Below are 15,852 nucleotides of genomic sequence, written 5' to 3'. Positions count from 1 at the left end.
CCGCGATGGCAACTCTGTTTCTCGACCGCGCGCAACTGGAACTGCGTACCGACGGCAACGCCCTGGCGGTGTACGAGGGCGGCCGGCGCCGGGGCACCGTGCCCCTGAGTCTGCTCGAGCGCGTGGTGGTGCAGGGGCGCCAGACCCGGTTCGAATCGGGTGTGCTGCTCAAGCTCGCCGAGTCGGGCACCGCCACCGTGTTCATGGGCGCAAGAAGCAGCCGCCAGGTTGCGCTGATGCTCGGGCCTCGGCACAACGATGCGGCGGTGCGCATCGCCCAGACCCTGCGCATCCGCGACGCGGACTACTGCGCCCGCTGGGCCCGCGACCTGGTGGCCGCGAAGCTGCGCCGCCAGTACAGGCTGCTGATCCAATGCGAACGGCAGCGCCCGGATGCGCGCAAGGCGCTGTTCGATGCGCGCGAGACGCTGGCCCGCATTCGTGCCCAGCTCACCGACGGCAGCCGCGACATCGGCCGGCTGCGCGGCCTGGAAGGTGCGGCGGCGAGAGCCTATTTCGCCGGCCTCGGAGCGGTGTTTCCGCCCGCGGTGGGTTTCCGCGGTCGCAACCGGCGGCCTCCGCGCGACCCGGCGAACGCCTGCCTGTCGCTGGGCTACACGCTGCTGCATTTCGATGCGGTGCGCGCGGCCCATGCCGCCGGGCTCGACCCGCTGATCGGGTTCTACCATCGCCCGAGCTTCGGCCGAGAGTCGCTCGCCAGTGACTTGATCGAGCCGCTTCGTCCCGTGGTCGACGCGTGGGTCTGGGATCTCTTCCGAGCCGAAGTGCTCCGTGCGCACGACTTCAACTGGGACCACGAAGCCTGTTTGCTGAACAAGGCCGGTCGGGCGCGCTTCTACGGCCGCTGGGAGCCCTTCGCGCGCACGCACCGGCGCTGGTTGCGCCTGCGCTGCGGGCAACTGGCGCGGGATTTCCGGGAGCAGGGCGAGACGTTTCTGGATCCGGACGGGGACGACGAGGCGGGCGAGACATGAGAACTGCGACCTGCGGCCAGCCGGCTCGTCAGATGCCTGCGCGACGCTCGGAAGTCCCGCCCAAGCCCTTGTATCTGCTGGACGGCGAATCGCGGGAAATCGGTGTCCGGGGCGAAAGCCTGCGCATTGTCGGGTCGCATCGAGCCGTCCGCGTGCTGCCGCTACGGCGCGTGCAACGCATCGTGTGCGGGGACAAGACCCGCTGGGATGGCGGCGCGCTGTGTGCCTGCCTCGCACGGGGCATTCCCGTGACCTGGGTCGACTCCCGCGGCGCGGCGGCTGGCAACGCTTTCCCCAGCCAGATGGTGACCGGGCCGATTCACGATGCGCTGCTCCTGTATGTGCAGTTGCCGAGCTGGCGTCGGCGCTACCGCAACTGGCTGCGCAGCCGCCGCATGAACGTGCTCGCGCACTGGGCGGGCAGCATCGGCCCCGGGCTGCGGGTTCCGGTTCGCCTGTTCAACGATCTCAAGCGGCAGTTCGTATACCAGGGCAGGCTTGCCGATCATTTCGTGCCGGAGGCCCGGGCCTGGTGCGCCAGCGTGACTGTTCAGCGCCTGCTGGCCGAGGGCGTCGATATCCAGTACTGGGGGTTCGACGGAACCTCGATGGATCTCGCGGACGACATCGCCGGCCTGTTCTGGGCCGACCTCAACCTGCACTGTGGCACCCTGGCCGAGCAGGTCGAAACGGGGGCCGCGTCGCTGCTGTTCTTCGAGAACTGGGCGCAGCGAAACCAGAACCGACTGCTGCAGCATCTCGGCGACTTGAAGCGCCACCTGCGCACGGAGCTTGGATCGTGGCACTGAACGCACCGCGCGCGTGGCTTATCTGCTACGACATCGCCGACCCGCGGCGGCTGATCCGGCTGCATCGCTTCCTGAAGCGGTTTGCCCAGCCGGTGCAATACTCGGTGTTCTACTACGAGGGCAGCAGCGCCCAGCTCGCGCGCTGTTTGCACGACATCGCGGGTCGCATCGACCACCGCGAAGACGACGTGCGGGCCTATCCGATTCCAAACCCCGCCCAGGTCGACACGCTCGGCCGCGGCGCGCTTCCGGACGGCGCGTTGCTTCACTCCCACGAGAACCCGGGCCTGGTCACCTTGCTGCAGGCGCTGGCCGAGTGAGCTAAGATTGCCCGGAACGTGCCCGAATCGCCGTCAAGAAATGCATCAGTCTGCCACCGCCCCCGAAACCCGCGAACCCCATCTGCAAGTGGTTGTTCTAAAAGGTGTTTTCAGGCCATGCAGTCAGAACGACTTCCCTGATGAAGAAGGGATTAAGACCTTGGCGCTGGTCGCCTTGGCGCTGGTCGCCTTGTCAGAACGACTTCCCTGATGAAGAAGGGATTAAGACACCGCAAGGGCCGCAAGGGTGTAGGACCGCTTGTGTCAGAACGACTTCCCTGATGAAGAAGGGATTAAGACTTCAGTGGTTGTCATGCCACACCTCCCAAATGGTCAGAACGACTTCCCTGATGAAGAAGGGATTAAGACACTAGCCCCACTCCTCATTCGCGATCATCTGAGGTCAGAACGACTTCCCTGATGAAGAAGGGATTAAGACATGTCGGGTGCGAGCAGGTTTTCCAGGCGCTCGAGTCAGAACGACTTCCCTGATGAAGAAGGGATTAAGACCCTTCGAGCCATCGCGTACCGCGTCCACCTGAGTCAGAACGACTTCCCTGATGAAGAAGGGATTAAGACTTTGTTATCGCAGGCCGCTTTGCTGTCATCCCAGGTCAGAACGACTTCCCTGATGAAGAAGGGATTAAGACTCCATTAGTGCCACCGGTGGGTCGGTCGCACGCGTCAGAACGACTTCCCTGATGAAGAAGGGATTAAGACGACTGAATCCGATGGTGTACTCGGTGCCGTTGAGTCAGAACGACTTCCCTGATGAAGAAGGGATTAAGACCTAGGAGTACTCAGGCATGAGCTCCCAGACCGTTGTCAGAACGACTTCCCTGATGAAGAAGGGATTAAGACTCCCGCAGCCGTGGCGGCTTTCTCGGCACCGACGTCAGAACGACTTCCCTGATGAAGAAGGGATTAAGACCTTGGCAATCCATTCCTTCGTGCGCCGCCAATGTCAGAACGACTTCCCTGATGAAGAAGGGATTAAGACGGCGTCGCGGACGACGAAAGCGCGGAGGCTGCTGGTCAGAACGACTTCCCTGATGAAGAAGGGATTAAGACGTTGTGGCATGGGTAGTGTGCGGGGGCACCGCGTCAGAACGACCTCCCTGATGAAGTAGCCCGTAGGGTGGAAGAGCGCAGCGTCATCCGCCGTGCGGCGTTCGTGCTGCCCGGGCGCTGGCGGCGGCCTCAGCGCTGGATGGCGGATGACGGCCTTCGGCCTTTTCCGCCCCGCGTCCCTCTCATCATCGGGGTGACCGCCTCCGGTGAGATCCCCTTGCTTCCGGGCGAACGACGCTGGCGAGGTGGGGAATCACACGGCTTGACGGGGTGTCGCGTCGGTCGGAACATGGGCGCGTAGAAGAGATTTCGGATCCCCGGAACCGACAGGGAGTGTTTGATGAAGCCCATGATCCGGATGGACGACGCTGGTACCGCGGGCCGTGTCGGAATGACGCTGGCCACGATCGCGTACAAGCCCCTGGATCGTGTCGCGGACGCGCTGGCAAACCCGGATCTGGCGACGCAGGGGCGTTGGGCGCTCGAATGGCGGGTCTGGGGCGATGGATGCCAGATGTTCGTTGCGCGCGACGATCTGACGGGGCAGATCGCGATCTCGATTCGGGGCTCGGCGGCCAGCCCGCAGACCGAAGAGTTCTGGATCGACTGGTTCGAGCAAGACCTGAACACCCTGGGGCTGTCCCCATGGCTCTACGGCGATGGGCCGCGCGGGGCCTACGTGTCCTGGGGTTCGCTCGATGGCTTGACCAGCCTGTTGAGCCTGGTGGACGAACGAACAACCCCTGAAACCACGCTGGTCGAGTACCTGGCTGCGCAGCAGCCGTTTCCCGGGGTGGTTCCGGTGGTCGGGCACGGCGTTGGCGGGACGCTGGCGTATATGCTGGCCGGCTATTTGCAGCAGCACATCGGGGATAGATCGCTGCAGTTTTGGCCGGTGACCTTTGGGGCCCCCACCGCGGGCAATCCGGCGTTCGCGAAGTGGATGGAGGACGAGTTCGCGGCTAGTGCCGGGCGATTCTATAACACGATCGATCTAGTGCCGCATGCCTGGCAGACGTTTGCGCGGATCGAGGATTCGTTCCCGGGGGCGCCGAAGCTGCCCGCTGGTCTGCGTCCGCTGGTCGTCGCGATGCGTGAACTGCTGACGGTACTCGGGGATCGGTACCTGCAGCCGGGGCAGGGAATCGCACTCGAGGGCAGGGTTCGCAACCGTGATAGCTGGTTCGACGAGGCCGGACTGCAGCATGCGCCCGCCACCTACCTGCAGCTGCTCGGTGCGCCGCCGGTGCCGTAGCGGCCGCGCAAGCACAACCGCGGGCGCCTTTCGAGTGCGCCGCCGCAATGGTGAACCGCGCGGCATTTTGCAGCCGGTCGACGGCTCGAGGCTCCGCCCGCGGCGTCGGAATCAGGGGGATACTGCGCAGGCGTTCGCCGGAGATCGAGAAAGGTCTGCCAGCAGCTCGTCCAGGAGCCGCTCCTCGTGGAGTGCGGTGCCGCGGGCGGCGAGCGTGGGGGCGAGGTCGGGGTCCCACGGAGCGGCCGCGGCCGGCCCCTCCAGGGGCGGGCCGGGAACCTCCGCGTGGCGCTGCAGCGTCGCGGCATCCATGCGCCAGGGGCGCGCCTCGAAGCGCGCGAGCACACTGTTCATGATCGACAATCCCGCCCAGTCGAAATCGGCGCGGTACTGCAGGCGCGCGCCGGCGTCGCGCAATTGTTCCAGCAGCAGCCACACCGCGGCACCGGGTCGGCCGCCGGTGCTGATCAGCGGGGCGCATTCGGTGCCCAGGCGTTCCGCCGCTTCCGCGACCACGGTGGGGTTCTCGCAGACGAACACGTCGCGGTCCGCGCAATCCCAGCGCGGCGGGTGCCGCAGCAGCTGGCGCAGCGTGAGGTAGGCCGGCTCGCCGACCTGATTCTGAATCCGCAGCATCCGCGAGCCGGGGGTGTCGCCCTGCACCGGCAGTTGGTAGACCAGCACGGTGCTGGTGATGTCGCCGCCGACCAGGATGCCGGCATGCGCCCAGATCGTGCGCTCGTCGGGCCGGTCGTCGCCGATGCCGCCGCGCCAGTGGCGGTGCAGCGCCCGGCGTACCAGTGCGGCGGCGGGCTGGCCCGGGTCGAGACCATGCGCGTCGCCGAGACAGCGGGCGGCGAGGGTACTGCGGTTCAGGCCCGGATCGGGGAGCGCTTCGAGTACCGTGAGACTCTGGTCGAGCAGCGCGGCGGCGCGCGCCGGATCCCGTCGCGCCAGCCGCTTCAGCAGTCCGCGCGCCGCGAGTTCGTCGAGCCAGGCTTCCAGCCCGAGAGGCGCGGCGCGCTCGCGCACCGCTTCGAACAGTGCCTGCCAGCGCCGGGTTTCGGCCTGCTGTTCCGCCTGCTGGTCGCGGATCGGGCCGTCGAGCGCCTCCAGCGCCGCGCGCAGGCCGGGCGCGATTCCGGCGCGTGCCAGCGTCGCGTCGATTTCCGGCAGCGACACGCGCAGGCTGCTGCCGCTGCGTGGCGCACGGCCGAGCAGCCGCTCGACCGCCGCGCGTTCTTCCGGGGTGCTGCGGGTGAGCGTCAGCGTGTCGCCGCCGCCGCGCCCGAGGCGTTCGCGCAGACGCCGGCGGAGGCGTTCGGTACCAGGGCCGCCCAGGAGCCGCTGCAGGCGCTCGCGGTCGAGGCTCAAAACAGCTCCTCGGTGGCGGGCCCCTCCGCGGCCTTCTCCGGTCCGGCGGTGGCTTCCATCGGCGTCTGCGGGTCGGATTCGCGGATCCGGTGGGCGCCGTCCCAGCGCCAGCGCGAAACGTAGACCGCGTCGATGCCCTCGCGCCGGATCAGTTGCGCGATCGCAAGCCCGGGCACCTCGGGGTAGCAGCCCCACTCGCGTTCGGAGGTCATCATCGCGTCGAGATCGAACTGCGCGAGCAGGCCCATGCTCTTGGCGCGCGCGTCGTCGTCGACGCCGGCAAAGACCTCGTCGAGCATGATCAGCCGCGGGGCGGCAGGCTGGGCGCTCTCGTAATGGCTGGCGGCGGCGGCAAACAGGGGCAGGGTGATCACCAGCGCGCGTTCGCCACCGGAGGCCGGGCCGTAGGCGGGTCGCCAGCGGCCGTTCTGCCAGCGTTCGACGACGAAGCGATGCCAGTGCCGATAGTCCAGCGCGCGTTCCAGCACGTCCGTGAGGGCGCCGGCGCTATCGGTTTCGCGTGCCTCGCGGATCCGGCCCTGGATGAACTCGCCCACTGCGCGTCGGTCGTCGGCGGACCAGGCGTCCATGCTCTGGCGCAGCAGCCGGTTGCGGGTGATGTCGAGCCCGGCCGGTGCGGTCAGGCCCGCGGCCTGCTGGCCTTCGGCGAGCGGTTGCCACTGGATGCGCAGGCGCATGCCGGTGCTGGTCGGGCGTTCGGCGAGTTCGTCGTTGATCTGCCGGACCTGCCGTTCGGTTTCCATCAGCCGCAGCTGCAGATGGCTCGCGACTTCGTCGAGCAGGTAGTTCTCGACCAGTTCGCGCTCGCGCGCGGTCAGCAGCTCGCGGCGGCGTTCGATCTCGCGTGCCAGTTGCGCGGCGAGCGCGTCCGGGCCGTGGTGGCGGCCCTGGAAGATGATGCGCACCAGCAGCAGGTCGTCCTGTTGCTCGATGTGCGCATCGTGGCCGTGACGGCCGAGCGCGCCCTGGAGCACCGCGAAATGCTGGTGCAGGCCCTTTTGGTGGCGTTGCCATGCGGTGTCGCTTTCGTCGACCTCGGCCAGTGCCTGTTCCATGCGCCGGCTGAGCAGCACCGCCGGTTCCGGCGCCCACGACAGTTCCGGGTCGACGGTTACCCGGTCGGCGGTGGCCATTGGCACCAGCCCGGCATCGGCGAGTTCGCGCAGGCGCGTGATTGCCACCGCGCGTTGGTCGCCGATCGCCACCAGTTGCTGCTCGCCGTTCGAGATGTCGGCCTCGAGGCGGCCGATCTCGCGGGCGATCCGAGTGCGCTCCTGGCCGAGTGACTGGCGTTCCGACTTCAACGCGGCCTGGCGCCGTTCGACCTCGGCGAGCCGCTGCTCGAGTTCCGCGACATCGGCGCCGATGGTCTCGCGCAGCGTATCGCGCTGGGTTTCCGCATTGCGGGCGTTGCTCTCGGCGGTGGCGGCGTCGGCGGTGGCCTGTTGCGCTTCGGCCCGGGCTTGTTCCAGGTCCTGCAGCATGCGTTCGAGCCGGAGTTGTTCCCGGCGCTGGTCGCGCAGCGCCCGGGTCAGTTCGCGAATGCCCGCGCCATAGGTTTCGACCGCCCGGGCTACCGCGGCGAGTGGCTCGTCGGCGCTCGGAAGCGCCAGGTCGGCGGCCAGTTCGTCGCGCTGCTGGCGCTGCTCGGCGGCTTCGTGGCTGCGCGCCTCGAGCGCCCTGCGCGCTGCCTCGGTGCGTTCGGTCTGGCTCTCCAGCGTGCGCAGCGCAGAGGCTTCCTCGGCATAGGCGGTGCGCAGCGGGCCGTCCTCGGGCTGTGTCCGCCATTCCTCGCGGAGCCGGCGCTCGCGCTGGTCCAGGCGTTGCAGCGCTTGCATTGCGGCGTCGATCGCGTCGCGACAGGCCTGCGCTTCGCTGGCGATCTGCCGGAGCCGCGCCTGGCGTGCCGCTTCGCGGGCGGCGTGGCCGATGTACTGCGCTTCGCCCTTGCCCCAGGCGCCGCGCGCCGGTCCGAGCCGCCAGCGCCCGTCCTCGCCGATCCAGTGCGCCTGATCGGGCTGCTCGCCGAGGCCGATCCGGGCGAGAATCGCCGCGACCTCGGCAGCCCCGACCGGCTGTTGCGCCGGATCCTGCCAGTCGACCGCGGGGTGCAGGATGCGGTCGAGGGATTGCTCCGGGATGGGGAGGTCGGCGGCGAGCCAGGTGTCCCAGGTGTAGGGATCGAGCAACTGGCCATCGGGCAGGATCCAGGCGTCCAGCAGGCCGGCGGATTCCAGCGCGGCCTCGATCCCGGCGCGGGTCTCGTCGGGCACTTCGGCGTGGAAATCGACGAGCTTCCAGAGCGGCGCGCCGGCCCGGGATATGCGCAGCGCGTCGTCGCGCACATGCGGCACGGGCGGCGCGATCTCGGCGCCGGTTTCAAGGTGCAGGCGTTCGGCCTCCAGTGCGTCCAGCGCCTGCTGCATCGTGTCGTGCTGATGCCGGCTGCGCTCGGCGGCGATCTCGCGAACGCGCTGGTCACGGCGCGCTTCCAGTTGCTGCTGGGCGGGATTCGCGCCCTCGAGGCCGCGCAGCCAGGCGGCGAGATCGGCGAGCGTCTCTTCGGTGTCGTCGAGGCGCAGTTCGCGCAGGCCGGCGAGGCAGTCGCGCCAGGCGTCGAGCAGGCGCTCGGCCGCAGCTTCGGCGGCCGAGCGGGCGTCCTGGTGCCGCAGGGTCAGGCGGTCGTGTTCGTCGACCTGGTGCTGCCAGTGCTCGCGGGCCGAGTCGACGCGCCGTTCGGCGTCGGCGAGTTCGCGGTTGTGCTGCTGTAGCAGCCGGATCGAGTCCCGGCGCCGGTCGTGCAGGTTCTGCAATTGCCGCTCGACCTGATCCAGCGGCACGTCGCGGGAATCCGGCAGGCCGAGCCGGGCGAGTGCGGCGCCATGCGGCTCGGCGATGCCGCCGACCTCTGCCGCGGTGGCCAGCCCCTGCAGCGTGGTCGCGGCTTCGTGCGCCGTTTCCGCCGCCGCGGCTTCCTGCTCCTGCGCCTGTTGTTCGAGCCGCTGGCGGGTCTGTTCGGTCTGTGCCTGCAGCGTGGCCCGCGACTGGGCGAACGCGCGGCGCTCGCGGGCGGTGTCCTCGGCCGCGTGCAGGGCCTGGGCGGAACGCATCGCCGGGCTGTCGCGCAATGTCTGGCGTTGTTGCTCGGCTTCCTGCACCGCGCGTTCGTTCCGCGTTTCGCGTTCCTCCAGCGCTTCGTCGCGCTCCCGGGCTGCGTCCAGGGTCTTGCGCTGGTGGCCGACCCGGGCGCGCGTGTCCTCGTACTCGCGATGGCGGCGGCGCACTTCGCCGGCGCGGCGCCGGGCCGCGATGCCGGCGTAGCGGCGGTAGTGGTGCAGGAATTCGGTGACTGCGTGATGGGCTTCTTCCAGCCCGCGGGTTTCGTCCGCCTCGGCCTCCAGGTTGCGGTAGGCCTCGGCGACGTCGGCGATCACCGCGGAGTCCAGAGGCGGCAGCGCTTCGGTCAGCGCGTTCGACAGCCGCGACTCGTCCGGGCGCTTGGACAGTTGCGGTTGGCGCAGCTGCAGCAAGAGGTCGAGCAGCGCTTCGTAGCGCTCGGTGCCGAGTTGAAACAACTGCTGGTCGACCGCCGAGCGGTAGGCGGTGGCCTGGTCGTAGGGGCGGCCGCTGGATCCGAGCGCCTGGATCAGCCGGTCCCGACTGAGCGTGCGGCCATCCTCGACCAGGAACAGCGAGTCGCCGACACGCTGCGGCGTGATGAAGAACCAGGAACGCACGCCGCGCTGGGCGACCGCCTTCAGACCGCAGCCGAGGGTCAGGAACTCGGGGCCGTTGTCGCCCTGGCGGCCGAACTCGATCCAGGCGTAGCCCTGGCGCTCGCCGGTTTCGCCCATCAGCAGGTTCCACTCCATGCGCTTGCTGCCGTCGCCGTCGGGTTCGACCCGGGAGGGGCTCAGTCGGCCGTCGAGCAGGAACGGCAGCGTCAGCGCCATCACCTTGGACTTGCCGGTGCCGTTGTTGCCGCGCAGCAACAGGCGCCCGTCGTGGAAGCGGAACTCCTCGTGGTCGTAGTAGAAGAGTTCGATCAGCCCCGCGCGCAGTGGTTGCCAGCGCGTCTTGCCCGGTTGCGGGAGATCGCTCATCGCGGGAGGCCTGCGGGGCAGGGGGGCGATGCCGATGCCGGGGTGCGTTCCTTCGCCCGGGAATGGCGGATGACGGCCTTCGGCCTCTTCCGCCCTACCTGGGCGGGATGCGTTGTCGGGCGGAAGCGCGCGGCGTCAGCTTGCATCGGCGGCCTCGGCGAGGGGCTTGCCCTGCGGGCTGCGCGCGGGCTCGACCGCGAAGCGGGCGAGTGCGGGCAGGGGGTGGATCTGCTCGTCGGCTCCGAGCGCGACCAGGCGCAGACGGCGGAGCTGTTCGACCGCCTGCCGAGCCAGTGCCCGCTCGGAGCCGGCGGCGAGTGCCGAGCGGCGCCAGTAGCCGCGGTATTGCGGGCGCCAGCGGGCGACCCGCTCGGCGAGCGCGTCGAGCGTAAAACGGCTGCCCTCCGGCGCCTCCGCCAGATGGGCCGCGATCAGCAGCGTTACGTGGCCTTCGGTCCCCTCGCTGGGCAGCGACTGGTCGCTCAGGTTCTGGGCCGGGTCGACCATCGCGACGCCCTCGGCACGAATTTCCGGGACCAGGTCGGTGGCGTCGGCGATGCGCCGGGTGATCGCCGCGCGCTGGCTGGTGAGGTACTGGCGGGCGTCGTCCGGCAGTTCGTCCCAGTACACCACCGGGTCGTCGAGCAGGCGCGCGGTCAGTGCGTGGCGCAGCGCGCGGTTGCGCCCTTCCTGGGTGTCCGGCACAAAGGATTCGGTCAGGGCCTGCAGGCGCTTTTCGAGATCGCTCGTCGGCCCCTCCATCTCGACCAGCGAGGGGCCGCGCACGCTGACCAGCAGCGCGGCCAGCATGCGGCGGTTGATGTCGTAGAGCGCGTCGCTGCCGGTCTGGTCGCGCACGAAGGCCTCCTCGTCGCCGGCGACGCGGGCCAGTACGCCGTAGTCCAGCAACAGGCGCACCGTCGCGACCAGGTCGCGGCGCTCGTCCTGATGGTCCAGCCGAAAACGCAGGCCGGCGGCTTCCAGCGCCGGGTCGGCGGCGGCCTGAATCAGGCCGGTGCCCAGGCGCGCCAGCGTGATCTGCTGATCGCCGCGTTCGAGATCGGCCAGGATCAGGCACAGGAGCGCGTAACGCCGGCGGCTGAACGGCGTGGTCTGGGTTCCGCTGCCGAGGGCCGCACCGCGGGTCGCGTCGCGCAGCTCCGCGGGCCTCTTGTACAGGCGGGCGAACTCGGACTCGACCTGCAGGTGCCAGCCGGTTTCGGCGGCGAGCCATTCGCGCAGCGGCGCCTGGTGCCGGCGCACCAGCGCGAACGCCGGATGGCGGGCGTCCATCAGTGGCTGCATCAGCAACGCACGCAATGCCCGCTGGCGCTCTTCGGCTCGGGCGCGTTCGAGCACATCGGGCAGCGGCTGGGGCAGGGCGGGCATCAGGGCGCCGCCTCGAGTTCGGTGATCCGAATCCGGTAATCGCGGCCCGACAGCGTACCCGCTTCGGTGCGGATCGCCGCCTCGGTGTCGGCCCCCAGAGGCTCCATCTCGATGCGCAGGCTGCCGTCGCCGGTGGTCGCGGCGACCGCATGGTCGGGGTGCGCGGCGTGGCTCAGCGCGTCGCCGAGCAGTTGCAGCAGCAGGGAGAACGCGCCGGGGTCGAGCCGGTCGAGTTCGGACAGGCGCAGCATCTCGCCGGTTGCGAGCGCGGCCCGGGCTGCGCGCGTTTCGGCGGCCTCGCGGGACATCTGCTGGGCGAGAAACGCCCGCTCGCGGTCGCGCCGCTGCAGCCGGGGCATCGCACCGCGCTTCTGGTAGCTGCCGGTCGCGCGCAGCCGGGGGCTGATCCGCAGCGGCGGGGCATCGCGCCAGGGCTGGCTCGCCGGGACCGGGTCGGCGCGCCACTGGGCCAGCGTTTCCGCATCGACGCCCAGGTGCCGCGCCGGGCCGAGGCCGAACGCGGCCCGCCAGAGCCGGTGCGCCTGGTCGTCGTTCTCGCATTCGAGGAACCAGCGCGCCAGCGCGCGGAAGTCGGCGGAGCGGTCGCTGCGACCGAGCCGGCGTTCGTTCAGCCGCTGCACGGCCTCGAGCATCTGCGAGATCGAGCGCCGGGCCTGGGCACGCAGCAGGCTGGCCTGAGAGCGTCGCTCGGGCCGGTCCAGGAACCATGCCTTCAGTCCTTCCCAGTGGCCTTCCCAGTGCGCGTTCACGCGCCGGCGCTCTGCGTCCCGGGCCGCGTCGATGTCGAGCGGATCGGCCAGGTCGGGGGCGAGGTCGTCGAGTTCGCGTTCGACCGCCAGCCGCAGCAGCGGGGTGATCGGGCGGCGACCGTCGTCGTCGCGGTCGAGTGCGCGGATGGTGCCGGCGATTTCGGCGGAACTGGTCACCAGGTCGCCGATGAAGCGCTCGATGTATCCGATCAGGCGCTCCTTGTACGCGATCAGCGCCTGCTGGTCGTCGCCGCGCAGTTCCAGGGTTCGCGACAGCCCACTCATGAAGGCGCGGGCGTTTTCGGCGAGGTCCGAGAATACGTGGGTCAGGTCGCGCAGCAGTAACTGCGTCTGGGTCGCGTCGGGATGCGCCTGCCTCGAGAGTTCGAGCAGCGATTGCAGGCGCAGGCGGATGTCGTCGAGCGCGACCGCCTGCAGCGCGCCGCGGCGGCCCAGCTCGCGGTCGAACACCTGCAGCGCCTGCTCGGCCGCCTCGCCGGCGCGCGTGAGTTGGTAGAGGAAGCGGGCACGGTAGAACTCCTCGACGCTGGTCACGCGCGAGGTGTCCGGGTCGGCCTCCAGGTTGCCCCAGGCGACCAGTTGTGCCAGCGCCGCCTGCACGTCCTCGAGCGTGTCGATGCCGGTGCGCTCGCGCACGTCTTCCGGGCGCAGGTGCACGGTGAAGTGCGCCTTGGCGTCGACAAAGGCGGCCATGATGCGCCGGTACAACGCGGCTTTGTCGGCGACCAGGTGACTGAAGGTGCTGTAGGACATGCGCTTTCGGGCTTGGAATCCGGGCCGCCATCATAGCGATTGCGCCGTCGCGGAGGGAAACGGACCGCGCCCGGCCGAAGTGGTCTGCTGGGGCTCAGTAGGCCATTGCTGTCAAACCGGAACCCGTCTTGCCAGTCGTTTCGATTATCCGCTGCGTTGCCATCACGGTCACATGGAACCACCATGCGCCCGTGATAGCGTCTTGGCTACGAGCGATCGTCCGGCGCAATCCGGTATTCGGTTTTCCGGCATTGGCCTCAGAGAACGATGTCGTGCAGGAGCAGGGTGTCGGGTTGCTTCAGGAAGTTGCCCTGGATCAGGTCCGGGTGCTGCTGCCAGAGGATTGCAAGGCTGCCGGCATCCTCGACATACGCAGCGATGGTTTTCACGCCCAGCGATCGTGCCTGTTGCACGATGTGGTCGAGGGCACGCACCCGTTCGGGCTGCGCGTGCAGCTCCTGCGTGAAACTGCGGTCCAGCTTCACGAAATCGGGCCGGAGGTCGCGCAGCAGCCGGATGGAATCCGCGCGCGTGCCGAAATGCTCGATCACGATCGGGATGTGCAGCTGGCGCAGGTGGCGGATCAGCAGCCGTACGGCTTCGTGGTAGGTTCGTGCATCGGCCTCGCGGATCTGCAGCACGAGACTGCCTGGGCGGGGCGGGCATCCCTGCAGCGTTTCGCCGATCCAGGGACCGAATCCGGGGTCGAGGATCGAACCGGCGCTGACCTTCATGAAGACCATTGCCTCGGGATGCGCTTCCTGGTGCTGGGCCAGCATCGCCGCGGCGCCGGCGAGTACCCAACGGTCGATCAAACGGATCAGGCCAAGGCGCTCGGCCATGCCGACGAATTGCCCCGGCAGCAGGATTTGCCCTGAAGGGTCGCGCATGCGCAGCAGCGCCTCGAAGCGTTCGGCGGAGTCTGCGGGTACGAGGCTTGCGACCGGCTGATAAACGAGGAACAGCCGCTTGTCGCTGACCGCGCCGTGGATGATCCGGGTCCATTGGGTACGCTGCTCCGGTTCGATCGCGGGCATCCCCAACTCGCTTGCCAGCAGGATACCGGTCCCGTTCTGGTTGCGCGCGCGGCTGGCGAGTTCGATGGCATCGTTGATCAGCGCCTGCGCGTTGCTCCCCTGTAGTGGCACCACACCGACGCCGGCAGTGACTGCGGGGCTCTCGTCGAGGTCACCGGGCGTGGGGCAGGCCAGGGCTTGTCGCACCGCAGCGGCGAGGATTTCGATCTGCCCGGCATCGGATCGTCGTGCCAGGATGGCCAGGCCCGTGGCACTGTACCGACCGACGATGTCCTCCGGGCCCAGGATTTTCCACAGCCGCTTTACCAGTTCCCGCGGTAACGCAGCGGGGTGTGGAACAGCCCCTCTGCCGGCGCCCGCCGGTTGCTCGAAAGCGGCATCCAGGTCGGCGAAAAGCAGCGCAGGGATTTCGGAGCCGCTGTCCTCCGCCAACAGCCATTGCCCGAGCAGCGCTTCGAAGTAGTGGCGGCTGTACCAGCCTGTGGGGTGATCGATTTTCGAGATCGATTGCAGTCTCGCTGCATCCCGCCGATACCGGCGTGCCTGGTCGCATACGCGCCGAAGGACCCATTCCGGAGACTCGCCGTCGACCAGGAGCTCCAGCCCTTCGGCATGGATGCGATCGTGGTCGAGCGCGATGGCCCGCGAGTCTCCGCGCAGAAGAATCGGGGGCCGCAGACTCGGGTCTGCCTGCTGCAGCAGGCGGCTCAGCTCGATTCCGTCCATGCCAGGGAAGCGCATCGCTGACACGATGGCCTCGGGCCGCTCGATGGCCGCGAACTCCAGCGCCTGGAACGGGTCCGCAGTGCATCGGAATTCCAACGGCGCGTCGTCACAAACGGTGCTGAAGAGCGTGATGGCTTCGGCGGGATCCGGGTCGATCACAAGCACCTTGTAGGGTTCCGGCCGGTGTCCATGGATCAGGTCGACCAGTCGGTCCACAACGTCCGGAGCGGGCATTTGGCGCGAGAAGCATGCGTCGGCACCACCTCGAACAGCTTCCAGACGAGCCCGGGGGTCGTCGCAGTCGAGAAGCCATGCCCAGGGCGTATCCGGGTGCGCGGAATGCCGCAGCGTTTGGATTGCGGCGATCGGGCCCGCCGGCGTGCCGTCGCCCGGAACGTGCACCAGTACACCGGCAGGGATCCGCTCCGATAGCGCGGTGCGCAGCTGATCGACATGCCGTAGGCTCTGGACACAGAGGCCGCGGGATTCGATTTGGGGCACGAGCTGTTCGGAGTGGGAAGGCTCGGGGCGGAGGAAGTAGAGCAGTCGGTCGTCGCGCGCCTCATCGTTGTACGTCGTGTGCCGGACCTCGCCGGGTTCGAGGCCCTGAGACAGCTGTCGCCGCTCCAGCAACTCCTGCTCCATGGTACTGCGCAGGTTCGAGAACAGACCGCCAATGGTTTCCTGCTCGTGGCGCTGGGGCTGCGCGCCGCTGTTCAGGAAGAAGCCCAGGCGCTCGTCGATCCGGCGGGCAAGCGTGAACAGGCGGGTCAGGTCGCTTCCCGTCAGGTTTCCGATCAGAACCTTGGTCAGGCCGCGCAGCTCTTTCAGATCGGGCAGTGGGCACGACCGCGAACGCGTGAGGTGCCAGTGCTCGATCAATTCGTCGAGTTGCAGCGGCAGCACCGACTGGAATCGGGAACCAGGTTCGTCGCGCCCGGGCGGGCGATTGCGGCGGTGTGGCGGGTGTCCATGGGAATCCTGCATCGGTGTCTCCTCCCTGGGAATGCGGCACGGCCATGGCCGTGGTCACAGGCTGGGGCATCCGCAACGGTCCCGCGCCGGCTCCAAGTGCCGCAGTCTATCGGACGCGAGGTCCGATGGCAGCCTCCAGGCACAGGCCGTTGGCGGGTTTCCCGATCGCCGCGGCGACCGTAGCTGGCGGTGCAACGCAACGGTACCGGCAATGCCGTGCGTTATCCCTATTT

9 protein-coding genes and 1 CRISPR repeat array are annotated in these 15,852 nt (G+C 68.8%); of the genes, 4 read left to right on the top strand and 5 right to left on the bottom strand.

From position 1 onward, the window contains the following. Positions 1–5 precede the first annotated feature (5 nt). From cas1 to THITH_RS08935, 4 genes are all read left to right on the top strand, one after another. Entirely contained in the window at positions 6–995 is a 990-nt protein-coding gene (gene cas1 / locus THITH_RS08950; RefSeq protein WP_006747402.1) for a CRISPR-associated endonuclease Cas1, read from the top strand. Further along, the gene (locus tag THITH_RS08945; RefSeq protein ID WP_006747403.1) at positions 992–1,804 is read left to right on the top strand and encodes a CRISPR-associated endonuclease Cas1; all 813 of its coding nucleotides are present in this window, start codon (positions 992–994) and stop codon (positions 1,802–1,804) included. The genes cas1 and THITH_RS08945 overlap by 4 nt, the downstream gene beginning before the upstream one ends. After that, complete coding sequence (cas2, locus tag THITH_RS08940; protein WP_006747404.1) at positions 1,795–2,124, top strand: CRISPR-associated endonuclease Cas2; 330 nt, start codon at positions 1,795–1,797, stop codon at positions 2,122–2,124. The genes THITH_RS08945 and cas2 overlap by 10 nt, the downstream gene beginning before the upstream one ends. A gap of 122 nt (positions 2,125–2,246) precedes the next feature. Beyond that, a CRISPR array of direct repeats spans positions 2,247–3,195; the repeat unit is 37 nt; unit sequence GTCAGAACGACTTCCCTGATGAAGAAGGGATTAAGAC. 340 nt (positions 3,196–3,535) lie between these two features. Then, the gene (locus tag THITH_RS08935; protein ID WP_006747407.1) at positions 3,536–4,450 is read left to right on the top strand and encodes a lipase family protein; all 915 of its coding nucleotides are present in this window, start codon (positions 3,536–3,538) and stop codon (positions 4,448–4,450) included. A gap of 111 nt (positions 4,451–4,561) precedes the next feature. Here THITH_RS08935 and THITH_RS08930 read toward each other — a convergent pair whose 3' ends face one another. The 5 genes from THITH_RS08930 to THITH_RS08910 all read right to left on the bottom strand — a co-directional run bounded on the left by THITH_RS08930 (position 4,562) and on the right by THITH_RS08910 (position 15,631). After that, a complete protein-coding gene (locus THITH_RS08930; RefSeq protein ID WP_006747408.1) occupies positions 4,562–5,824 on the bottom strand; it encodes a TIGR02679 family protein in 1,263 nt (420 codons plus the stop codon). Next, positions 5,821–9,948 (bottom strand): TIGR02680 family protein, encoded by a 4,128-nt coding sequence (locus THITH_RS08925; RefSeq protein ID WP_006747409.1) that lies wholly within the window; start codon positions 9,946–9,948, stop codon positions 5,821–5,823. Before THITH_RS08925 ends, THITH_RS08930 begins: the two co-directional genes overlap by 4 nt. A gap of 135 nt (positions 9,949–10,083) precedes the next feature. Further along, on the bottom strand, positions 10,084–11,337 hold the full coding sequence (locus tag THITH_RS08920) for a TIGR02678 family protein (RefSeq protein ID WP_006747410.1): 1,254 nt from the start codon (positions 11,335–11,337) through the stop codon (positions 10,084–10,086). Then, positions 11,337–12,881, bottom strand: coding sequence for a TIGR02677 family protein (locus THITH_RS08915; RefSeq protein WP_006747411.1), 1,545 nt, complete (start codon positions 12,879–12,881; stop codon positions 11,337–11,339). The genes THITH_RS08920 and THITH_RS08915 overlap by 1 nt, the downstream gene beginning before the upstream one ends. A gap of 257 nt (positions 12,882–13,138) precedes the next feature. Further along, positions 13,139–15,631, bottom strand: coding sequence for an EAL domain-containing protein (locus THITH_RS08910; protein WP_006747412.1), 2,493 nt, complete (start codon positions 15,629–15,631; stop codon positions 13,139–13,141). Positions 15,632–15,852 lie beyond the last annotated feature (221 nt).

This window comes from Thioalkalivibrio paradoxus ARh 1 (assembly GCF_000227685.2).
Lineage (GTDB): Bacteria > Pseudomonadota > Gammaproteobacteria > Ectothiorhodospirales > Ectothiorhodospiraceae > Thioalkalivibrio > Thioalkalivibrio paradoxus.
The sequence above is the reverse complement of the archived record's forward strand: the minus strand, read 5'-3'. Positions and strand labels throughout refer to the sequence as shown.